The sequence below is a fragment of the Paenibacillus sp. OK060 genome, assembly GCF_900101205.1.
Lineage (GTDB): Bacteria > Bacillota > Bacilli > Paenibacillales > Paenibacillaceae > Paenibacillus > Paenibacillus marchantiae.
The window spans coordinates 685,495-708,842 of record NZ_FNFR01000002.1 but is presented as its reverse complement, the minus strand read 5'-3'; the positions used below and the strand labels follow the sequence as shown (position 1 = coordinate 708,842).

Genomic DNA, 23,348 nt, shown 5'->3' with positions numbered 1-23,348 from the left:
AGGAAAGGACGTGAGCATGTATGCCTGAATCCGAAACGGTGATCAAACTGGAAGGGATTTCGCAAGTCTATGTCAGCGAGCGTGAAGCATCTCTGGTTATCGAAAATTTGAATCTTCAGGTCGAGCAAGGAGAGTTCGTTAGTCTTGTTGGCCCAAGCGGATGTGGTAAAACGACATTGCTGTCGATCATCGCCGGGCTGCTCACACCGACCGCAGGCGAGGTCAAGGTAAAAGGAAAACGTATCGAAGGTCCGTCCGCCCAGATTGGTTATATGCTGCAACAGGATTATCTGTTTCCATGGCGTACCATTTTGGATAATGTCCTGATCGGACTTGAATTGACAGGTGGGCTCAATGACGAGAGTCGCGAGCGCACACGTGAGCTGCTGGCAGGTATGGGTCTAGCTGGAACCGAAAGCCAGTATCCTTCCGAGTTATCCGGGGGCATGAGGCAACGGGTGGCTTTGGTACGTACACTGGCTACGGATCCGGGAATACTGTTGCTGGATGAACCCTTTTCCGCACTCGATTATCAAACCAAGCTGCAACTGGAGGATCTGGTCTCAGACACACTGAAGAAATCCGGCAAAACTTCGGTGCTTGTCACCCATGATCTGTCCGAAGCTATTGCCGTCAGTGACCGCGTCATCGTGCTTGATCGTAATCCGGGGCGCATTCGGAAGGAGTTTATCATTCCCGAAGATCTGCGGAACGCACAGCCTTTTCACGCGAGGGAGCAGCCAGGGTTCAATGAGCTGTTTCAGGCGTTATGGAGTGAATTGGATCAGTCCGGAGGAGGTGAGAAGAACGGGTGAATCAGACGAACCAGAAGCAGGAAATGCGCGATGATTGGATGAGACAGCTGCACCAAAGTCATATTCAGCAGGTTGCCAGATGGCGACATAAAGTGCTGGCGGTGCAGCTGTCCATGTTGGTGTTTATGTTTTTGCTGTGGGAACTGGCGGGAAGGCTGCGCTGGATTGATGTGCTTTTGTTCAGTTATCCCAGCAAAATTTTCAATCAGATCTGGAAGGACATCGTCAGTGGAGAACTATGGGCGCATGTTGGGGTAACCGTAGGGGAAACGGCAGTCGGCTTTTTGCTGGGGACACTCGTCGGAACACTGCTTGCGGTTCTGATCTGGTGGTCTCCTTTTTTGTCCAAAGTGCTTGATCCTTATATGGTTGTGTTCAACAGCATGCCCAAAGTAGCGCTGGGTCCAATCTTTATCGTCATGTTTGGTGCAGGATTTACGGCCATTGTCATGACGACTTTGTCAATCACGGTCATTATTACTACACTTGTCGTGTATAACAGTTTTAATGAAGTAGATCAGAACTATATTAAGGTTATCCGTACGTTTGGTGGCGATCGTTCCGAGATTTTCAGCAAAGTGGTATTACCCGCTTCCTTTCCTGCCATTGTCTCTACCTTAAAAGTAAATGTGGGCATGGCCTGGGTCGGTGTGATCGTGGGTGAATTTCTGGTCGCCAAGCAGGGATTGGGCTATCTGATCATCTATGGATTTCAAGTGTTCAACTTTACCCTTGTTTTATCGAGCCTGTTGATCATTGCGGCTGTAGCTACAGCGATGTACCAACTCGTTGTATATGTAGAACGCAAGCTGCTGGCAGGACGCAGGTGATTTTGCGAACCATGCGTGTGCAAAATAGAATGCTTCATGATATGTATACAATTTCACAAGAGGTGTCACGTTGCCTGAACCCGTAAAATCAAGTACCATACTAATACGAATATTCCGCGCAGTCCGGAATGAATGCGACGATTGGAGAAGAGGGCCTAGAGGCTTTTGTCGCATCAATCAAATTGCCAGCGTCCCTCATCCGGGGCGCGTTATTGTGACCGACATGCATATGCATGTCGGTTGATGCCGTTTATGAGTGTAGCAGCGAAATAGATATACGGTTCTTCCAGAATGATTCTTTTGATTAGATAAGAAATGGTTTTTGGCAGGATGTGTAATACTAGGGATATGATATATGACGACACACGCTATCAGGCATTGGTGGACAAGTGCTCACCCGGATAGGTATGGCTCGCTGGCTTTGCCATTTTTGCAGCTTAGAGGAGAGGGAGTTAGATGGGTTTTAGGGTAATTAAAACCGCAATAGCCGCGCTGATGGCCGTGCTGATTGCGGACTGGTGCGGCTTGCCCGGACCAACATCGGCGGGCTTGTTAGCCATACTCGGCGTTGATGTGACACGAAAAAGAAGTATTCGCACCATATCTGCGAGATTTTTCGCTTCCGTAGTGGGGCTTTTATTTGCAAGTGTACTTTTTCACTTTCTTGGCTTCCATTATTGGGTGCTGGCGTTCTACATACTAATTGCATTTCCGGTTATCGTTCGGGCCGGATTCAAGGAAGGCATTGTGACTGGTTCTGTCGTGGTGTTCCGGGTATTTGGCGGCGGTGAAATGGACGTACATGTGGTTTTGGTCCAAATTGGGCTGTTGCTGATTGGTCTCGGTTCCGCGATGGTTGTCAATCTGGCGTATATGCCGGCTGCGGACCCGCAGATGCTGCGTATTCGCAAAAGAATTGATGAGTTATTCTCGGTCATCTTCAAGGAGTTTGCAGCTACGCTACGTAATCCGAATGAAGTGTGGGCAGGGAAAGAACTGATCGAAGCTGACAAAGCTGTACTGGGCGGCATTGAAGCGGCCAAACGTTCATTGGAGAATCAGGTCATCCACCCGAACGAGGGATGGAGTGTTTACTTTTATATGCGTAAAACGCAATTGGATTCCATCCAGCATATGATGCATCTGGTATCCCAGATCTATCAGAAGATGCCGCATGCGGAAATGGTATCGGAGCTGTTCGACCAGCTCAGTCAGGATGTGCTCACTGAATCTTACACCGGACGTACAGAAAAACTTCTCGCAGATGTGCAAGAAGAATTCAAGCGAATGGAGTTGCCGGATACAAGGGAAGAATTCGAGATTCGTTCAGCTATTCTCCAGCTGTGCCGGGAACTCGCGCTGTATCTGAAAATAGCCAAGAAGGACAAAGCTCCGTCTCCGGTATCGGACCGGTCCCAATCTACAAATGAATAATAGAAAATAGTTGTCACCCTAGACGGATGCCCTGCATACACTTGTAAAGAATGATTGTATGGAGGAGGTTTAAAGATGTCATTGAGTCATAAACATCAATGTAGAGAGATCATCACGAAGGCGATCTGCGGGAAAGGTCGTAAGTTCTCTACCGTAACACATACCGTGACTCCGCCACATGGTCCGACCAGTATTTTGGGGGCTTGGATTATCAACCACCAATATGAAGCCGTATCAGCGGGGGACGGAATTGAAGTTATTGGTACTTACGATATCAACATTTGGTATTCCTATGACAAAAATTCACAGACGGATGTAGCCAAAGAAACGGTGTCGTATGTAGAACATGTGCCTTTGTCCTATCTGGACCCGAAACACCGGGCCGCCACTGTAGAGGTATCTGCGGATGCAACGCAGGAACCGAGCTGTGTGGAAGCCACGGTGTCGGCAGGTGGAGGCAGCGTAATTATCCGGGTAGAACGGGAATTCGCTGTTGAACTGGTCGCCGAGACCAAAGTTTGTGTGAAAGTGTGCACGGATGGCTGTGGAGATTATGAAGACAAGGATTATGACTTCGGCAGTGGTGATGGAGATTATGACGATCTCGATCCCGACCTGCTTGACGATGAGCTGTAAGCTCAGCGATCTGGATTCATAAACTTAAGGTATCATATGCGCCGCAAGCGGCAGTGAAGAGGGCGTAAGCCCTCTTTTTTCATTTTGGGCGAGAATTGGGAGGAGGGACAGGATGAATGTGACAGATGAGGCCGAGGAGGCGGTGCGCCGATATGAACGCATGCTCCCTCGTGAACGAGCAGATCGCCTGAAACGATCCGGGATTGAAGTGCTGGCTTCGCAGGACAGGCGTGACCGGGAGTTGGGTCTGCGTGTACGTTATGATGTAGAGATATGCTGTCTTCAAGCGATTCGCATCAAACGTAGGGACACCAGTGGCATGGGTGGAGCGCAAGAAAGTGTGCTGGATCGTGAAGCAGCATCAACGTTATTCAAACGTATTGAACGGCTTGCCACCAAAACATTGTATACGGTTGGACTGGATCACGGCGCTGTAAGACTGGAAGCATCAGGAAAGAGCGGTTGTTCTGTCATCTCGATTGACCCAAGGCCATGGAAGGGCATGACAGATCTCTCTGCCATGTACCGTGCAGGCTGGAAACAGCTTCAGTCCGAACTGGATGAAGAGCGGCATCGTAATGCAGCCCCCATACTTGGAATGGACCCTGAATTCCTACTTGTGCAAATGCCAGAATCCAAAATCGTGCCCGCCTCTAGATTTCTTGAACGAACAGGCGTAGCCGGCTGTGATTCCGTGACGATCGGTGGACGACGAATATATCCGGTAGCCGAACTGCGACCCGCTCCCAGCTCTGAGCCGCGCGAACTGCTGGCTCATCTGATGAGAGCCTTTGCGGCCGCATCTCGTAGTATTAGTGATCACTCGCTGATCTGGCAGGCAGGGGGAATGCCCCAGCGCGGATTGCCGCTCGGCGGACATATCCATTTCAGTGGCGTTACACTAAACGGGGAACTGCTGCGCGCATTTGACAATTATCTAGCATTGCCGCTTGCCGTTCTTCAGGACCCACGAGGTTCAGGCCGGCGTCCACGTTATGGGGCATTGGGTGATTTTCGACTGAAATCTTACGGTGGATTTGAATACCGCACGTTACCCAGTTTTCTGGTATCTCCTCTGGTTGCCAAAGGTGTTGTTGCTCTAGCTGGTCTTATCGCGAGAGGTTATAATCAGCTGCGTCAACGTCCTTTGGCGAAGGCTGCTATTCATACTGCTTTTTATGAAGGAAACCGTGAGGTAATGCAGGCGCATATTCCGGCACTGCTGGATGACCTGACGCAAATGGACGGTTATGAGCGTTATGAACGTTACGCCGCTCCATTAATTAGCCAGCTAAGACAGGGTAGAACATGGGACGAGAGTCGGGATATACGTAAACTCTGGAATATTCGAGCAGGTTCATGAAGAGTGGACACTTTTTTGGTATAATGAGAAATAAGTCGATTTTAATCATCGTTACGGAAGAAATGGAACAGCAACCTGTGAGGGAAGCGGCGGAAGCCGAAACATGAGGCGGTGGCAGAATAAGGTGCCTGACCGCCTTATTGTTCCTTCCGAGACAGCTTCTCTTCCTGACAACATTGGAACGGATGGAGGATACTCATGGCTCAGTATACGCCAATGATTCAACAATATTTGCAAGTGAAGGCCGAAGCGCAGGACGCTTTTCTTTTTTTTAGATTAGGTGATTTCTATGAAATGTTCTTTGAGGATGCAGTTAATGCTTCCCGTGAACTAGAAATTACATTAACAGCACGTGCAGGTGGGGGAGAAGATAAAATCCCGATGTGCGGTGTGCCTTATCATTCGGCTGACAATTACATACAGCGCTTGATTGAAAAAGGATACAAAGTAGCCATCTGCGAACAGATGGAAGATCCAACGGTAACCAAAGGCATGGTGCGGCGTGAAATTGTACGAGTTATAACACCCGGAACGGTAATGGAAGGCAAGACCTTGGGGGACAAGTCCAATAACTATATGGTTTGCCTGACAGGGAATCAGAACACACTTGCACTGGCTGCCTGTGACTTGTCCACAGGGGAGCTCTACGTGACCTCTGTTCCATACTCACAAGAGTGGCTCAAGGATGAGATCGGAATCTACGAACCTTCTGAAATAGTGGGGGATGCTGCGTTGCTTGATACGGTGGCTACCCAGGCATCTCCAATTGGTCGACCTGTGGTGTATACACCATGGACGAAGAGTAAGGAAGATTTGGTGCGTCAGCAATTCGGAGAAGCGGTATGGGCACGTCTGGAGCCTGAACGTCAAGCCTGCATAGCGCGTCTTTTCTCCTATTTAAGTGAGACACAGAAACGTTCACTTGGACAATTGACACAGGTTTCAACGTATGAGCCGGATCACTTTATGATTCTGGACCCCTTTACTCGGCGTAACCTGGAACTGGTGGAAACCGTACGTGAACGTTCGAAAAAAGGATCGCTGCTCTGGCTGCTGGACCGCACAGAAACGTCTATGGGTGCTCGCATGCTGCGTCGCTGGGTTGATAAACCCTTGCTGCAAAAAGGAAAAATCAATGAACGTCTGGAAGCGGTAGATACGCTGTATAACCAGTTTATATTGCGGGAAGATCTGCGTGCAGAACTCAAAGACATCTACGATCTGGAACGTCTGGTGGGACGAATTGCCTTTGGTAATGCCAACGGTCGGGATCTGAATGCACTGAAGCTGTCACTAGACAAAATTCCGGGGCTTCGTCAGTATTGTGCAGGCTCGCCTTCCACGACGCTACAGCACATTGCTGGCATTATGGATGATTGCAGTGATCTGCGAGATGCAATTGGTCAGGCTATCGTTGATGAGCCGCCTGTGTCCGTGCGTGATGGTGGCTTAATTCGTGAAGGATACCACGAGAGGCTGGATGAGCTTCGGGAAGCCTCGGTGAATGGCAAGCAGTGGATTGCTGAACTGGAGGCCAGAGAACGTGAAGCGACTGGCATTCGCTCGTTGAAAATTGGCTACAACAAAGTATTTGGGTACTATATTGAAATTACCAAGTCGAACTTGGCTTCTCTGCCAGAAGGCCGTTATGAGCGGAAACAAACCCTTGCGAATGCTGAGCGTTATATTACACCGGAGCTGAAAGAAAAAGAGACGCTGATTCTGGAAGCTCAGGACAAGATGGTCGATATTGAGTACGGCTTGTTCGCGGAACTGCGGGAACGGCTTAATCAGGAGATCGCCAGGTTGCAAAAACTGGCTGAGCTGGTCGCGGAGATTGACGTGTATCAATCCTTTGCCGTCATCAGTGCAGAGCGTAATTTCGTACGGCCTACATTGACCGATGGTTACGATTTGGTTGTGGAACAGGGGCGCCATCCGGTAGTTGAAGCGGTGATGCGAGATGGTGCTTTTATCGCCAACAATACTGCGATGCAGAAGGAAGAGGCGCGCATTCTGCTGATTACCGGTCCGAATATGGCGGGGAAAAGTACGTATATGCGGCAGGTGGCGCTGATTTCGATTCTGGCTCAGATCGGCTGTTTCGTGCCGGCAGGACAAGCTGAAGTACCGATTATGGATCGTATTTTCACACGGATTGGTGCGGCAGACGATCTCATCGGTGGACAAAGTACGTTTATGGTGGAGATGGCCGACATTCAGGTCATGACGGATAAAGCAACACCACGCAGTCTGATTATTATCGATGAACTGGGTCGGGGAACGTCTACCAGTGAGGGAATGGCGATTGCCCAGTCTGTCATTGAATATGTGCACGATATCATTGGGTGCAAAGCGCTGGTATCAACTCATTTCCATGAGCTTGCTCATCTGGAAGAGAGTTTGGACAAGTTGGCGAATTACTCCATGGCCGTTCAGGAGAGCGGGGACAAGGTCAATTTCCTACGTAAATTGATTGCCGGGGCTGCCAGCAGCAGCTACGGGATCTATTGTGCACGGCTTGCAGGACTGCCGGACAGTATCATTGAGCGGGCGAATGGCTTGCTGCACGGTTTCGAGCATGCGGCGGCTCAGGTTGCGGTTGGCAGCGAATTTGCCGGGAATGACAAGCAGCAATCGGGTGATCATGCTCGAGTCGGTGCAGAGTTCCAGTCCACAGATCATTCATCGTTGATTCGGGAGCAGGAATCTACAGAACCTGTCGAACTCACTGCTGCGACTGAAGCTCCAGTACAGAAACAACAGGACAAAAAACAAAATGGCAAGCAGCAGGCAGTCTCCAAACATGCTGATGTGGTTCAATTGTCCATCTTTGGAGATGAAGAGCCAAGTGTAACTCCGAAAATGGAGGTAGTTGCCCTTGACAAGCCTGCTCGGGAGTTTATTCGTAATATGAAGGATATTGATGTAATGAACATGACACCGCTTCAGGCGATGCAAATACTGAATGATCTCAAATTAAAGGCACAGCAATTATCCTGAGTATAGGGGAGGGGAAAACCTGTGGCGAAAATTCATGTGCTTGATGAACATATTGCCAACCAGATTGCAGCAGGTGAGGTGGTCGAACGGCCTGCTTCAGTCGTTAAGGAGCTGCTCGAAAACTCGGTGGATGCAGGCGCCTCCAAGATTGATGTTACGGTGGAAGAGGGCGGATTGCTTCGTATTCGGGTCAAAGACAATGGTTCCGGTATCGAGTCGGAAGATATGGAAAAGGCCTTCTATCGTCATGCAACTAGTAAAATAGTTCATGGCCGCGATTTGTTCCAGATCACAAGTCTTGGATTCCGAGGAGAGGCCTTGGCGAGTATTGCCGCTGTCTCCAAAGTGGAGGTGTTATCGGCCAGCGGGAATGATGGGCGAGGAAGACGAATCGTGATTGAGGGAGGCAAACTTCTCTCACATGAGGATGAAACCTCACCCCAAGGCACGGACTTTGAGGTGAAAGAACTATTTTTCAATACGCCGGCCAGGCTTAAATATATGAAAACGATCCAGACCGAGCTGGGACATATCTCGGATGTTCTCTATCGTATGGCAATGTCTCATCCTAACATCTCGTTCACGCTGCGTCATAATGAAAATACACTGCTTCAGACGCTGGGCAATGGGGATCTGCTGCAAGTGGTTGCAGCGATCTATGGTACTAGTGCCGCCAAAGCGATGCTCCCCATTCAGGGAGAGAGTCTGGACTATCGAGTGAGCGGGCTTATCAGTTTGCCGGAATGGACTCGTGCCAATCGTGGTGGCATGTCGACCATTGTGAATGGACGCTTTATTCGGAATTACGGGCTCAACCAGGCTATTCTGAAGGCGTATCATACGTTGCTGCCCATTAATCGGTTCCCACTTGTCGTGGTGCAATTGGAAATGCATCCATCCCTGGTCGATGTGAATGTGCATCCGGCGAAGCTGGAGGTTCGTTTCAGCAAGGAAGCGGAGCTGTATGAGTTTGTGGAAACGACACTGCGTGGAATTTTGCGGAAGGAAGTGCTCATTCCACAGGTAACCAAGCAGCAAATCAGACGTGGAGATAACAGTTCCTTTATCCAGGAACAGTTCCTGTTCCCGAGAGGTCCTCTAAAGGAGGAAACGGAATCCGCAGGGTATGGGCAACAGGGTCCATTGGGGAAATATGCTGGACTCGCTAAAGTGACTTCAGAGGACGATGATCTGGATGCCCCAGCTGATGTGGCTCCGGCTGATGTGCAATCTGGTTCTGATGGAAACGGTGAGGGTCAGACGCTGCCGTTGCCTGAAGCTCCACCCGAGATACCACCATCCTATGATCCATTTGGTATGGTGAGTGGGGACTCAGGATCTAATGTTCTGAAGCGTAATTATAGTGATGACGAAAATTCCCATAGCGATTCTGCTTCTGCTGTGAGTGGAAGTACCGATGCTGCTACAGATCGTGCTGCGCAAGATGCCTCACCTTCAACTGAAGATAAGGGGCTATCGACTTCACAGGCTCCGACTTCTGCGTATCGTTCCAATTCGATGAATTCTCCGGTTAGAGAAGGGCGTTCATCTTATAATCCATCTGCGGTGGCTGCAAAAGGAGAGCGGAGCTGGAAGGCTCCAAGTTTACCTGACCCGGCAAGGCTGGCATCTGCCGTTAAATCAGATGTTTCTATGCCTGCGTTTCCTGAACTAAGCCTGATTGGGCAGCACCACGGGACGTACTTGATTGCACAAAATCAAGATGGTCTATATCTGATTGATCAGCATGCAGCCCATGAACGGGTGAATTATGAGTATTATTACGAGCAGTTTGGCAATCCGGCTCAGGCTTCGCAGGAGTTGCTGCTGCCCATTACACTGGAGTTCACACCATCCGAGACCGAAAAGCTCAAAACAAGACTGGCTTGGTTCGAGCAGGCGGGTGTCTATTTGGAACATTTCGGTGGGCAGACCTTCCGGGTGCGTTCCCACCCGTTCTGGTTCCCCAAGGGGGATGAGAAAGACATTATTGAAGAGATGTCTGAATGGGTGCTGAGTGAACGTAGTATTGATGTTGCCAAGATGCGAGAAGCGGCGTCGATCATGTGCTCTTGCAAGGCATCCATCAAAGCCAATCAGAAATTGACGGATCAGGAGGCGGAAGTGTTGATTCAGCGTCTTGGTTCTTGCCGTCAACCGTATACTTGTCCACACGGGAGACCGATTGTGGTGTCATTTTCAACCTATGATCTGGAGAAATTGTTTAAACGGGTCATGTAGCTATTTAGGAGGAAATTATGTATATTACAACCGGTGAAAAGGAAGCAGGCCACCTTGTGGAACGTGCACGAAACCTTGCGGAAACAACGGGAGGAACCTATGTACCACGCAAAAGAATGTCTTTACCTGCAATGATTGCACATTATGAGATTGATGAGATTATAGTTGTGCTTCAGGGTAAAGTTCGTTTGTTTCGTCCGGATTCACCGCTGCTTGAGTTTCACCCCAGTATGGGATTTGTTCGGGCCAAACGTGTGTTAAAAGGAGAAGCTGATCCGATGCTGGACGCGGGGGCGATCCTTGAAGGGGATACCGTTATCGATTGTACGGCAGGATTGGGTACCGATGCACTGGTATTCTCGGTTGCTGTAGGCAAAAGTGGTCGGGTCATCGCCTGTGAAAGCTCCCTGCCACTGTATACGTTATTAGTAGAAGGCATGTCTCAGTACGAGAGCATTAAGCCTGCGGTAAACGAAGCTTTCCGGCGAATTGAGCTGCGGCATGCGAATCATCTCGATTTGCTGCGTTCCTTGCCAGACCGAAGCTGTGACACGGTATATTTTGATCCGATGTTCCGTGAACCAATGCTCGATTCAAGCGCCATTCAGCCTTTGCGAGATTATGCGAATCCAAGTGCACTGGATGAACAGAGTATTGTTGAAGCGAAAAGAGTTGCCCGCAAGCGGGTAGTTATGAAAGAGAAGCGCGGCAGCGCGGAGTTTACAAGACTCGGTTTTGAAGTACATGACCGGGGCAATGCAAAAACACTGTACGGAGTGATTAATGTTGAAAGCGGAAGTTAAACCGAAGCTGCTTGTGCTGGTTGGACCAACAGCGGTAGGCAAAACAAGAATGAGTATTGAGCTTGCACAGGCGTTCAATTGTGAGATTATTTCGGGGGATTCCATGCAGGTATATCGCGAAATGGATATCGGGACGGCCAAAATTACTCGCGATGAAATGAAGGGTGTGCCTCATCACCTCATCGACATCCATGAACCGGAATACCCCTATTCCGTGGCGGAATTTCAGGAGAGCTGCACACGTCTGATTGGGGAAATCCATGAGCGCGGCAAGTTGCCTTTTATTGTTGGTGGCACCGGTCTGTATGTAGAATCGGTATGTTACGGCTTTCAATTCTCGGACAGCGGCTCAGATGAAGCGTTCCGGGATGAACAGTTCCGTTATGCAGAGCAACATGGCCCGCAGGCGTTACATGATAAGCTGAGGGTCATTGATCCGGTTAGCGCAGAACGACTGCATCCGAATGACCAGCGCCGAATTGTTCGTGCACTGGAGATCTATCACCTTACAGGTGAGAAGTTGTCCGAGCAGCTGGCTTCCCAGAAGAAAGAGTCTCCATATGACCTGCTTATTGTGGGTTTGACAATGGATCGTCAGAAACTGTATGCCCGAGTGGAAGAGCGAATTGATCTTATGATCGAGCAGGGTTTGGTAGATGAGGTCAAGTCTTTACTGGAGCGCGGCGTAGCGAGAGGACATATCTCCATGCAGGGGCTCGGTTATAAGGAAATTGCGGCTTATCTTCAGGGTGAAGTAAGCTGGGAGGCTGCGGTAGAGTGGCTGAAAAGGGATACACGTCGTTTTGCCAAGCGGCAATTGTCCTGGTTCCGGCATATGAAAGACATTGAATGGGTGGATATGACGGATACCGAAGATTTTGCAGGGAATTATGCCCATGTATGTGAGATGATCAAACGTAAGTTTGACTGAATATAGAAGGTGGAATTTGCCACCGATTAGGACTTTAGAACCTCTATCTTTTAGAAATAAAAGGTAGAGGTTTTTACTTTTTTTATATGAAATGATGTTATTAAAAGAGGGAATATTCGGAGTTCTATGCAGATTTAAGCAAAGAAATTCATTGTAAAAAAATAACATAAATATTAAAATGAATTCACATGACAGGCCATTTGATTTTGTTTGTAAGGTGAAGGGGGAGATTTTATGAGTGCAGAACCGAGCGGAGTAGCGAGTTTATATCTCTTTTTCTCAGGATTATTTGGAATTGGTTTCGCCATTGGAGGTCTTGTCGCCTTAATTTGGTTAATTATTGTTCTCATCAATACCAATACATACCTCAAACTCTTAATCCATGATAGAAAAAATCGGAAACATATGACGTTAGCCAGAGAAGAAGGGAAACCATATACAGATCCAGAAAAGTAGAAGGGAAACGTGGAAAAAGGTAGAATTTGTCCCTCTTTTGCAATTCTGACAAGCGGTGTATAATGGATAAGTCTTCTAGTTGCAAGCGAAGCTCAGGCATAGGTGCAAAATAGCAGGCAAGGGGTTTTTGTGGATTATATGAATCCGTTCATGATATAATAGCACGAAAGCTACTCAGCGATATTGAATATTACTTATAACACGAATTCAAATGAACCAATGGGGGTACGGCTAATGAACAAGTCCATCAACATCCAAGATACGTTCTTGAACCAACTGCGGAAAGAAAACATTCCAGCTACGGTCTATCTGACCAATGGCTTTCAAATCCGCGGAACGATCAAGGCATTTGACAATTTTACGATCGTCATTGACAGCGACGGACGCCAGCAAATGGTCTACAAGCACGCCATCTCCACGTTCACGCCGCAACGCAGCGTATCGCTGATGCAGCAAGATAATAGCGGCGAAGCTTAAAAAATTACGAAACCTTTTTATCAACCATTTCGTCTACATGTATAGGAATCGAAACAGAGCAACCTGAATAAGGGTTGTTCTTTTCATTCCGGGCAAAATAAGCTCTATAGGAGTTTGAGCCAGTAGTCGAATAGAAATTATGCAACTGAAAGGGAGTCAGGAGGTAACATGCCAAACGATCCGTTGTCGAGGTCTAACAATCGCAACAGCAATAACAAGTCAACCAAAAAAGCGAAGCCAAAGACCTCTAAAAAGAAAAAAATTACGGGTAAACGCGTTGGATGGACACTGTTTTTCACCATGGCAATCGCCATATTTTGTGCACTGGGTGGATATTTATTTATTATGGTGAGTGGGGAAAATCTGCTCAAAGCCAACAAGGACAAAACAACAATCAATGAAACTTCAAAAGTATATGATCGTAACGGACAGTTAATGGGCGAGTTGTCCATTCAAAAGCTGGAGCCGGTCAATGAAGAAGATATTCCGGATCTAGTAAAGGAAGCTTTTGTTGCTACGGAGGACAAACGATTCTACGAGCATCAGGGCGTGGATATCTGGTCCATCGGACGTGCAGCGGTTAAAGACGTCATGGCCCGCTCCATGGTGGAGGGTGGCAGTACGCTGACTCAGCAGCTTGCGAAAAATATGTTCTTGTCCCGTGACAAGACCTTCTTCCGTAAAGCGACAGAGGTTTCCATTGCAATGGCATTGGAGCGCAAGTACTCAAAAGACGAAATTCTGACGATGTATCTGAACCGGATTTTCTTCGGTCATCAGCGTTATGGAATTAAGGCTGCGTCTGAATTTTATTTTGGAGTGTCTGACCTTAATGAGTTGAAGATCTGGCAAATTGCCACATTGGCAGCGATGCCTAAAGGGCCTTCTGCCTATAACCCGCTGAGCAATCCCAACGATTCCAAGGCACGACGTGCTGTGGTATTGCAGCTGATGTACGAGCAAGGTTACATCACCAAGGCGGAAATGGATGAAGCCAAAGAAGTAGACTATGACTATACACCGCCTGAGAAAGATCAAAAGTATCAAGCCTTTATCGACTATGTTCTTCGTGAAGCGGAAAAAGTGACTGGTAAAACGGAGGATGATCTGAATATCGGCGGGTACAAAATTTACACGACGATGGATGCTCAGGCTCAAACAGCCATGGAAAGTGCTTTCTCGGATGACAGTTTGTTTGAGTCAAGTAAAGACGATCAGCCAGTTCAAGGTTCCATGGTAATTATGAACCATGAAAATGGCAGTCTCGTCGCCTTGATGGGCGGACGGGATTATCAAACAAAAGGCTACAGCCGGGTAACACAGAGCCGCAGACAGCCTGGATCGGCATTTAAACCGATTGTGACTTATGCACCGGCTCTTGAATCAGGTAATTACAATGCAAACTCAGCTCTCAGTAATGAAAAGCAATGCTTCGGGAATTACTGTCCGGGTAACTTGCATGGTTATTCTTCAACCATTAGTATGACGGATGCCATTACAAAATCGGAGAATATCCCGGCAGTATGGCTCCTAAACAAAATTGGTGTGAATACAGGTGTTCAGTTTGCAAAAAGCGTAGGTATCCAACTTACGGATGAAGACAAAAACCTGGCGATTGCACTGGGTGGTCTTAGCAAAGGTACGAATACACTGGAAATGGCGCAAGCCTATAGTGCATTCGCCAATCTCGGTGAGTACCAGCAGGCGTATTCCATTAAGGAAATTAAGGATAGCGCGGGGAAAACGACCTATAAACACGATAAATCGGAAACAACACGTGTCATGAGTGAGCAAAATGCTTATTCCCTGACTAAGATGCTGCAAAATGTTGTGAATGACGGTACAGGTCGTTCAGCACGTCTGGATCGACCAGTTGCTGGTAAGACGGGAACTGTTCAAAGTGGTATCTCCGGCAACAGTGCCAACCGTGATGTTTGGTTCGTCGGATACACGCCGGAATGGACTGCTGCAGTATGGATGGGTTACGACAATCCTGATGCAACCCATATGCTTAAGAATAGCAGTAAGCTATCAGCGGCGTTCTTTGCCAAAGTTATGGGGGATGCGTTAAAAGGAGTTCCTGTGAAGGACTTCAAAGCTCCAGCAGGAGCCCAGACACCTCCACCGGAGAAAGAACCAGAGAAACCAACACTTTCAGTGAGTGGTTTGAATGGTGCGTATGATTCATCTACGCAAACTGTATCGTTGAATTGGACTGCAACAGGAGATTCCTCGACACAGTATCGGATTTACAGAAAAGAGACATCTGAGGGACAGTTCACCCATCTATTAGATGCGGTTGGTTCGACCAGTGCGCAGGATCTAGGTGCACTCCCGGGTCTCACCTACGAATACTATGTGACAGCTGTTGATTCAGCTACGGGACTGGAGACTGATCCGTCCAACATCATATCGCTGATGATTGAAGCGGAGGAATTGGAACCGGAACAGCCAGATACGGGCACGGAGCCAGGGACGGAACCGGGCACAGAACAGCCTGGAACAGAAAATCCAGACAACGGTTCGCCGGGGAATGGAAGTTCTGAGGGTAACAATGGCAACGGAAATGAAAATGGCAACAATGGTAACGGCAATAATGGAAACAACGGCGGGACAGGTCAAGGGAACGGACAGACCGGAGAAGGAAACACACCGCCTGGACAGGGAACAACAGAACCTGGAGGTACGGGTGAGGGTTCCAATGATGGATCTGTGACGACACCGGGCGAAGTGGTCACGCCACCAGATAGTGGAAACAACGGCAACAATGGAGAAACGAATGCACCGACAGATTCTCAAACTGGAACTGGCGGTTAACAAGAATAAGGCGCATTAAATCATTACAACCTAAAACCTGCTCCCTCATATTGGGGAAGCAGGTTTTTTGGTTTGTATAACCATTGGAGTGGAACCATAACTCTCTAATAGATGGGGCAAAGCTTGATTTTGAGTGTATAACTTAAATATGGTAAGCTGTAACTATTCGTAATACGTTGTGCAAAGCGGATTCAGGCACTTGTGGAATCGGTAATGCGGACGTTATTCGCTGTTCACCAATATCAGCAGGTCACGGACCTGTGGTCGGCAAAGAGGGGTTCGTATGAAACGGAAATTCGGGGACCGCGCGAACTGGCGCCGGATTACGAACCGACAATTTACATGCCGGTTCGTTCAATCCAAAATTTTTACTGGTTACATTACGTTGTATACAATACAAGATTTGAAAGAGCCTTTGTGGAAAACCTATGGAGGAAGCACCTTCTGCATTGCGGATAAAGGTTATTCCTGGTTGCAGTATTATCCGAAAGGCGAGCACTTTGTTGTTACGGCCATGTTTGACGATCAGGAGCGAATTGTTGAATGGTACATTGATACATGCCGCAGCCAGGGCATAACCGATCAAGGTGTTCCGTGGTTTGATGATCTGTATCTGGATGTCGTTGTCCTGAAGGATGGAGAAATATTTTTGCTGGACGAAGATGAACTTGAAGATGCTCTTTCACGTAAGCACATTACGACGGGGGATTATGATCTGGCGAACCGGACAGCCAAGGAATTGTTGCATGCCATTGATGCTCATGTGTTTCCTTATTTCCAACTGTCTTTGAAGCATAGACAATCCTTGTTTGAGAATGGGGAGTTCAGAAAAAATATTCAGATTTAAGTCATGGAAAAGTCGCAGAATTCTTCGCCATCCTTCTAATATTAGAGCACCTGATAGAATACATTAATAATCAGGAGAGTTCAGCCCGATAAAATAGAGGTGATGGCGAATGAACGGACGGGTCATGGCTGCAGGAGGGCAACCGGGAGGCAGACCATCCAGACAAATTAATGTTGTTTTGCGTAACCAGGAACCTCAGATGCTGGTCAAAGAAGAAGAGACGGCAATACAAGCGGCAAAAGGATTAGCCAAACATGCGCATTTTCAGGAGATTCAAGGTGAATTGGAGCAGCTGGTTGGACTCGAAAATATCAAGGATTTAGTATTTGAAATCTATGCTTTCTTACAGATTGCCCAAATGCGTACCGAAGCTGGACTGATAAGTGGGGCGCACGTGTATCATATGATTTTCAAAGGCAATCCGGGAACCGGAAAAACAACGGTAGCACGAATCGTTGCGAAGCTGTTTCAGAAGATGGGTGTATTGAGTAAGGGTCATTTGATTGAAGTGGAACGTGCAGACTTGGTCGGGGAATACATCGGGCATACGGCACAAAAAACGAGGGATTTGGTCAAAAAGGCATTGGGTGGAATCTTATTTATTGATGAGGCGTACAGTCTGGCTCGCGGGGGCGAGAAGGATTTTGGGAAGGAAGCTATCGACACACTTGTGAAGTCAATGGAAGATAATAAGAATCAATTTATCCTCATCTTGGCGGGATACTCGGAAGAGATTGATTTTTTTCTGCAGACGAATCCCGGATTACCTTCCCGTTTTCCGATCCAGGTTGAATTTCCGGACTATAGCATTGATCAATTGATTCAAATCTCCGAGATTATGGCTAAGGAACGTGACTATATTCTCATGCCACAGACCATACTCAAACTAAAGCAGCATCTGCTTCAGGAAAAAAATGAATCTCTTCATGCGTTCAGCAATGCCCGATATGTCCGAAATGCCATTGAACGATCGATTCGCCATCAGGCAGTTCGACTATTGGAACAGTATACCCAGGGAAATCCGGGAAAACTAGAGCTGATGACCATCCGCACAGAGGATTTGAAGTTTGAGCAAAAGTAAGCGATAATATAATTTTTAACGCAGCCGGCCGGGTTAACCGGTTCGGCTTAAAGCATGCCATGGAACCATGGTGGCACAGAATATATGCGGAAACGTAATAGAAGGAGTGAATATACACGATGACAAATGGAACACATGATACAGATATGGTGAAGAAGGATCGCGCCGTGTTGGTGAGTCTGGTTACCGATGAGGTCAAACGTTCGGGTATTAACCCGGAGTACTCCCTTGAGGAGTTGGTAAAACTGGCCGAGACGGCAGGCGTGGAAGTGCTGAGTGTATTGTCACAGAACCTGAAAACCCGGGACACCAAATGGTTCATTGGTAAGGGGAAAGTGGAAGAACTTCGTGCAGTGGCTGAGGAAATGGGAGCAACAACAGCTATTTTTGACCAGGAGCTGTCCGGTGCTCAAGTTCGTAACCTGGAAGAAGCGTTGGATCTCAAAATTATTGACCGCACCCAGCTGATTTTGGATATCTTTGCGCAGCGCGCCAACACAAGAGAAGGTATTATCCAGGTTGAGTTGGCTCAGTTGAGCTATTTGTTACCACGTTTGTCGGGTCACGGAAAGAATTTGTCCAGACTTGGTGGCGGAATTGGAACGCGGGGTCCAGGTGAAAGTAAACTGGAGACGGATCGTCGACATATTCGTGGCCGCATAGATGACTTGAAGCGTCATTTGGAAGAAGTGACACGTCATCGCAAGCTGCACCGGGAACGTCGCAAGAAGACGGGGATCGTTCAGGTAGCCCTTGTAGGTTATACGAATGCGGGTAAATCCACCTTGCTTAAACAATTAACGGCCGCAGATGTGTATATTCAAGACCAGCTGTTTGCCACACTGGATCCAACCTCACGGACGATGGAACTGCCAAGTGGTAAAGAAATCGTACTCACAGATACGGTTGGGTTTATACAAAACCTTCCTCATGATCTGATTGCGGCTTTCCGGGCAACGCTGGAGGAAGTGAATGAAGCGGACCTTATATTACATGTGGTCGATGCATCATCTGCAATGCGTGAAGACCAGATGAGAACTGTACACACGATTTTGCAGCAACTGGGTTCAGGGGACAAGCCTCAATTGGTATTGTATAACAAAAAGGATGCTTGTACACCGGAGCAGATTGAGATGCTTCCTTTGGATAAAGAACATATCAAAGTGAGCGCTCTAGATGCAGATGACTTGCTGAAAATTCGTGAGCTTATCCAGGCTGAATTGACTGGCGCTACCAAACGGTTCCGTATTCCGGCTGAGCGTGGCGATCTTACATCTGTACTTTACAAAATAGGCGATGTTGTTGAGACCACATTTGAAGATAATGATGTAATTTATGAAGTGGAACTGCAAAAAGGCGAATATGAGAAATTCGGTTATTTACTTGAAGATTTCATACAACTGTAACATCGATGACATATTTGTATGATAAGTTGACACGATAATTGATGTTTGACGTCAGATTCGTGCTATGAAGGGGAATGAAGCAAGATGGCAAGCTTTGATTCAGAGATTATTGAACTTCAACGACAGGTTGAACGTCAGATTGAGGGGCAATTGCAACAGATTGACCGGATCACCGATCATAACCAATGGAAAGTAATCAATGCTTTTCAGCGTAGAAAAGTCAGTGATTTTCACTTTGCGGGTTCAACGGGGTACGCTTATAACGATCGCGGGCGTGAGGTGCTTGATGAAGTGTATGCCGATGTGTTTGGTGCAGAGGCGGCACTGGTGCGTCCCCATTTTGCATCAGGTACACATACTATTGCTACAGCTTTGTTCGGTGTACTTCGTCCAGGTGACGAGTTGTTGTACATTACGGGTAAGCCCTATGACACATTGCATAAAGTCATTGGCAAGCCTGGTGATGGAACAGGATCATTACGGGATTTCGGAATTGGCTATCAAGAGACGGCTCTGTTAGAAGATGGCGGAGTAGATTGGGCGGCGGTAGAGAAAAGTATCAATGCAGCGACAAAAGTCATTGGTATTCAACGCTCCAGAGGATATGATTGGAGATCTTCCTTCTGTATTGAAGAAATCGCTGATATGGTTACACGTGTAAAGGCGATCAAGGAAGATGTCATCATATTTGTGGATAACTGTTATGGTGAATTCACGGAGGAACGTGAACCAACTGAAATCGGGGTAGACCTGATGGCAGGTTCACTGATTAAAAATCCCGGTGGAGGTCTAGCGGAAACCGGTGGATACATATGCGGGAAGGAAAAGTACGTGCAATTGGCTGCCTATCGTTTGACTGCTCCTGGAATTGGCGGTGAGGTTGGCGCGATGTTGGGAACAACTCGTGGCATCTACCAAGGACTTTACATGGCTCCGACAATTGTAGGACAGGCCGTTAAAGGGAGCACATTCGCTGCGGCGATGTTTGCTGCATCCGGATTTGTAACCAAACCGGCATGGAACGAGATGCGTACAGATCTGATTCAGGCTGTTCAATTCAGTTCGGCCGAGCATTTAATTGCCTTTGTACAAGGGATACAGCGGGCTGCTGCAGTAGATAGCCATGTAGTTCCTGAACCTTGGGACATGCCGGGTTACGAGCACCCTGTCATCATGGCGGCAGGTACGTTTATACAGGGTGGGAGCCTTGAATTGTCGGCAGATGCGCCTATCCGTGAGCCTTTTATTGGCTATATGCAGGGCGGTTTAACGTACTCTCATGTTAAATATGGCGTTTTGATGTCATTACAGACCATGAAAGAACGCAAATTATTGTGAGTTTATCTAACACATCATTGACACTTAGTAATAACTAAATGTACAATAGAGTGAAGAATAGATGACTGGAAGGTTGATGAATGATGGGTGACGAAATTCGCAGAAATATGGCCTTATTCCCGATAGGTATTGTAATGAAACTTACGGATCTGTCCGCGCGTCAGATTCGTTATTATGAGCAGCACAGTTTGATTGTTCCTGCGAGAACGTCAGGTAATCAGCGTTTGTTCTCTTTCAATGACGTAGAACGATTGCTGGAAATCAAGGCTCTGATTGAAAAAGGAGTTAACATCGCAGGCATTAAACAAGTGATGAATCCTGTATCTAAAGAGTCAGAAGAAGCGACTGTTATTACAGCTGATACGGAAGTGAAACGTAGAGAACTATCGGACTCCCAACTACACCGTCTGCTTAAACAACAACTGGTGTCAGGTAAGAGACCTGGACAAGTATCTCTCATCCAGGGAGAGCTTTCCCGTTTCTTTAATAAAAAATAAGTTCGTATAACCTCGTAAGTCAGGGGAAATCCTGCTTTTGGGTAGGAGGACTCCTTGACCCATGCAATATTCTAATGTACAAATATAACAGGCAAGCCAAATACGCAGAGAAGAAAGGGAGAGGGTATCGTGAGTTTTACTAAAGAAGACATACTACGTATCTCAAAAGAAGAAAATGTACGATTCATTCGTTTGCAATTTACCGATTTGCTTGGAGCAATCAAAAACGTTGAGATCCCTGTGAGCCAGCTTACTAAGGCTCTGGACAATAAAATGATGTTTGATGGTTCTTCCATTGAAGGTTATGTGCGTATTGAAGAATCCGACATGTACCTCTATCCGGATCTCGATTCATGGCTGATTTTCCCTTGGGTAGCCGAGAACCGTGTTGCTCGACTGATTTGCGACGTATATCTTCCGGATGGTAATCCGTTTCCAGGAGATCCGCGTGGCATCTTGAAACGAAACCTGAAAGAAGCAGAAGAAATGGGATTCACTTCTTTCAACGTCGGTCCTGAACCAGAGTTCTTCTTGTTCAAAACAGACGAAAAAGGAAACCCGACTAACGAACTGAATGACCAAGGTGGATATTTCGACCTAGCGCCTACGGATCTTGGTGAAAACTGTCGTCGTGACATTGTTATCACACTTGAAGAAATGGGCTTTGAGATCGAAGCTTCCCACCATGAGGTAGCTCCAGGTCAGCATGAGATCGACTTTAAATATGCTGATGCTCTAAAAGCAGCAGACCAGATCCAAACGTTCAAACTCGTTGTTAAAACGATTGCACGTCAGCATGGTCTACATGCTACCTTTATGCCGAAACCGCTGTTTGGTATGAACGGTTCCGGTATGCACTGTAACCAATCCTTGTTCCAAGGCAAAGTGAACGCATTCGTAGACGAGTCGGACGAACTGGGTCTGAGCAAAACTGCACGTCACTTCATGGCTGGAACTTTGAAGCATGCGCGTGCGTTTGCAGCAATTACGAACCCAACTGTGAACTCATACAAACGTCTTGTACCAGGTTACGAAGCACCTTGTTATGTAGCTTGGTCTGCTAGTAACCGTAGTCCAATGATCCGTATTCCAGCTTCCCGTGGTCTGAGTACACGTGTTGAGGTTCGTAATCCGGATCCGGCTGCTAACCCATACTTGGCTTTGGCTGTTTTATTGAAAGCAGGTCTGGACGGAATCAAACGTGAGCTTTCCTTACCTGCTCCGATTGACCGTAACATCTACATCATGTCAGAAGAAGAGCGTGTGGAAGAAGGCATTCCAAGCTTGCCGGCTGACCTGAAAGAAGCATTGAATGAATTGATCCGCAGCGAAGTTATCTGTGATGCTCTTGGCGACCACGCCCTGGCTCACTTCTACGAGCTGAAAGAAATTGAGTGGGACATGTATCGTACACAAGTCCACCAATGGGAACGCGATCAATATATCACGTTGTACTAATAGCTGAATCCCTTGGCGATCTAGCGCTGAGGGGTTTTTCTTTTCTGTGGGCAAGGAGATATAAAAAAAGCTAGGTAGAATATTATTCTACCTAGCTTTATGTCTATAGGAGCTCAGTCCTTAATTTCTAATAAATAATGCTCATATAACTTGTTAATTGAAGAGTTCGAAAGCAAGTGAGTGACTGCTTCTATCGATTCTCTCTTCCAATCAAACCAGCGCATTTCTTTTAACTTCATGATTTCTTCTTCTGAGAAACGCTTTCTAACTTCTTTTGTAGGATTTCCACCAACTATCGTGTAAGGGGCGACATCTTTTGTTACAACTGAGCCTGCTGCAACAATCGCACCTTCACCAATGGTGACACCAGGCATAATCATTGCATTCATGCCGATCCATGCATCGCTTTCTATAATGGTATCTCCCTTGGGTGAGAAGGAATGGCAAATTTGATCAGCGAAAGGATAAACAGTGATCCACTCCGCATGATGATTGTTATTTCCTCCCATAAGAATAACGACACCGGCTGCGATACATACATAATTACCAATAATCAATCGATCTATTTGCCATCCAAATTCCTCAATGGGGTTGAATAAGCTCCTCGATTTGTCATCTCCCCATAAATATCTTACGCATCCATCTTCAAAAGATGAATGGTTATCGTAATAACCAGAGTAATAGGAGTAATCGCCAACTTCGATTAATGGATTGGTTACAATATCTTTTAAATACTTAATTTCAGACCAGTGATTAAATTGGTTTATATTCATTTTAGTTTCCTCGCTTCTAAGTTTTATTTCTGAGTAACTTAGAAGCGTGATGCGGTAGCCACATTCTTTAGTTTTTTTAGACGACGAATCATCTGAATCATCCTTCCTTAAGATATGAGGGCCATTGTAGCAATGACCTCTT

At 47.1% G+C, this 23,348-nt stretch carries 19 protein-coding genes; 18 read left to right on the top strand and 1 reads right to left on the bottom strand.

Annotated elements, in window-relative coordinates:
• Positions 1-20 precede the first annotated feature (20 nt).
• The 18 genes from BLS14_RS09405 to glnA all read left to right on the top strand — a co-directional run bounded on the left by BLS14_RS09405 (position 21) and on the right by glnA (position 22,433).
• The gene (locus BLS14_RS09405; RefSeq protein ID WP_072733323.1) at positions 21-815 is read left to right on the top strand and encodes an ABC transporter ATP-binding protein; all 795 of its coding nucleotides are present in this window, start codon (positions 21-23) and stop codon (positions 813-815) included.
• Between the two features lie 38 nt (positions 816-853).
• Positions 854-1,645, top strand: coding sequence for an ABC transporter permease (locus tag BLS14_RS09400; RefSeq protein WP_371121628.1), 792 nt, complete (start codon positions 854-856; stop codon positions 1,643-1,645).
• Between the two features lie 456 nt (positions 1,646-2,101).
• Positions 2,102-3,079 (top strand): aromatic acid exporter family protein, encoded by a 978-nt coding sequence (locus BLS14_RS09395; RefSeq protein ID WP_063563085.1) that lies wholly within the window; start codon positions 2,102-2,104, stop codon positions 3,077-3,079.
• A gap of 75 nt (positions 3,080-3,154) precedes the next feature.
• The gene (locus tag BLS14_RS09390) at positions 3,155-3,715 is read left to right on the top strand and encodes an outer spore coat protein CotE (RefSeq protein WP_053780858.1); all 561 of its coding nucleotides are present in this window, start codon (positions 3,155-3,157) and stop codon (positions 3,713-3,715) included.
• Between the two features lie 112 nt (positions 3,716-3,827).
• Positions 3,828-5,078, top strand: coding sequence for a putative amidoligase domain-containing protein (locus BLS14_RS09385; protein WP_090951254.1), 1,251 nt, complete (start codon positions 3,828-3,830; stop codon positions 5,076-5,078).
• A gap of 198 nt (positions 5,079-5,276) precedes the next feature.
• Positions 5,277-8,081, top strand: a complete 2,805-nt coding sequence (mutS, locus tag BLS14_RS09380; protein WP_072733322.1) for a DNA mismatch repair protein MutS — start codon at positions 5,277-5,279, stop codon at positions 8,079-8,081.
• 21 nt (positions 8,082-8,102) lie between these two features.
• The gene (gene mutL / locus BLS14_RS09375; protein WP_090951251.1) at positions 8,103-10,322 is read left to right on the top strand and encodes a DNA mismatch repair endonuclease MutL; all 2,220 of its coding nucleotides are present in this window, start codon (positions 8,103-8,105) and stop codon (positions 10,320-10,322) included.
• A gap of 17 nt (positions 10,323-10,339) precedes the next feature.
• Positions 10,340-11,125 carry a class I SAM-dependent methyltransferase gene (locus BLS14_RS09370; protein WP_090951248.1) on the top strand — a complete coding sequence of 262 codons (786 nt, stop codon included), beginning with the start codon at positions 10,340-10,342 and terminating at the stop codon, positions 11,123-11,125.
• Positions 11,109-12,056: a tRNA (adenosine(37)-N6)-dimethylallyltransferase MiaA gene (gene miaA, locus BLS14_RS09365; protein WP_371121627.1), complete on the top strand. Its 948-nt coding sequence runs from the start codon at positions 11,109-11,111 to the stop codon at positions 12,054-12,056. Before BLS14_RS09370 ends, miaA begins: the two co-directional genes overlap by 17 nt.
• 234 nt (positions 12,057-12,290) lie before the next feature.
• Entirely contained in the window at positions 12,291-12,512 is a 222-nt protein-coding gene (locus BLS14_RS09360; protein WP_072733319.1) for a hypothetical protein, read from the top strand.
• A gap of 234 nt (positions 12,513-12,746) precedes the next feature.
• The gene (hfq, locus tag BLS14_RS09355) at positions 12,747-12,989 is read left to right on the top strand and encodes an RNA chaperone Hfq (RefSeq protein ID WP_017687918.1); all 243 of its coding nucleotides are present in this window, start codon (positions 12,747-12,749) and stop codon (positions 12,987-12,989) included.
• Positions 12,990-13,157: 168 nt separating this feature from the next.
• A complete protein-coding gene (locus BLS14_RS09350) occupies positions 13,158-15,806 on the top strand; it encodes a penicillin-binding protein 1A (RefSeq protein WP_090951246.1) in 2,649 nt (882 codons plus the stop codon).
• Between the two features lie 283 nt (positions 15,807-16,089).
• A complete protein-coding gene (locus BLS14_RS09345) occupies positions 16,090-16,653 on the top strand; it encodes a ribonuclease FAU-1 family protein (RefSeq protein WP_053780865.1) in 564 nt (187 codons plus the stop codon).
• Positions 16,654-16,762: 109 nt separating this feature from the next.
• Positions 16,763-17,734 (top strand): AAA family ATPase, encoded by a 972-nt coding sequence (locus BLS14_RS09340; RefSeq protein WP_024630469.1) that lies wholly within the window; start codon positions 16,763-16,765, stop codon positions 17,732-17,734.
• Between the two features lie 119 nt (positions 17,735-17,853).
• Positions 17,854-19,140 (top strand): GTPase HflX, encoded by a 1,287-nt coding sequence (gene hflX / locus BLS14_RS09335; protein ID WP_090951243.1) that lies wholly within the window; start codon positions 17,854-17,856, stop codon positions 19,138-19,140.
• Positions 19,141-19,224: 84 nt separating this feature from the next.
• Positions 19,225-20,478 carry a methionine gamma-lyase family protein gene (locus BLS14_RS09330; RefSeq protein WP_090951241.1) on the top strand — a complete coding sequence of 418 codons (1,254 nt, stop codon included), beginning with the start codon at positions 19,225-19,227 and terminating at the stop codon, positions 20,476-20,478.
• 83 nt (positions 20,479-20,561) lie between these two features.
• The gene (locus BLS14_RS09325; protein WP_063563200.1) at positions 20,562-20,975 is read left to right on the top strand and encodes a MerR family transcriptional regulator; all 414 of its coding nucleotides are present in this window, start codon (positions 20,562-20,564) and stop codon (positions 20,973-20,975) included.
• Positions 20,976-21,104: 129 nt separating this feature from the next.
• On the top strand, positions 21,105-22,433 hold the full coding sequence (glnA, locus tag BLS14_RS09320; RefSeq protein ID WP_063562869.1) for a type I glutamate--ammonia ligase: 1,329 nt from the start codon (positions 21,105-21,107) through the stop codon (positions 22,431-22,433).
• 113 nt (positions 22,434-22,546) lie between these two features.
• Here the strand turns inward: glnA and BLS14_RS09315 are convergent, their stop codons facing one another.
• On the bottom strand, positions 22,547-23,206 hold the full coding sequence (locus BLS14_RS09315) for a CatB-related O-acetyltransferase (RefSeq protein ID WP_090951238.1): 660 nt from the start codon (positions 23,204-23,206) through the stop codon (positions 22,547-22,549).
• Positions 23,207-23,348: the final 142 nt, after the last annotated feature.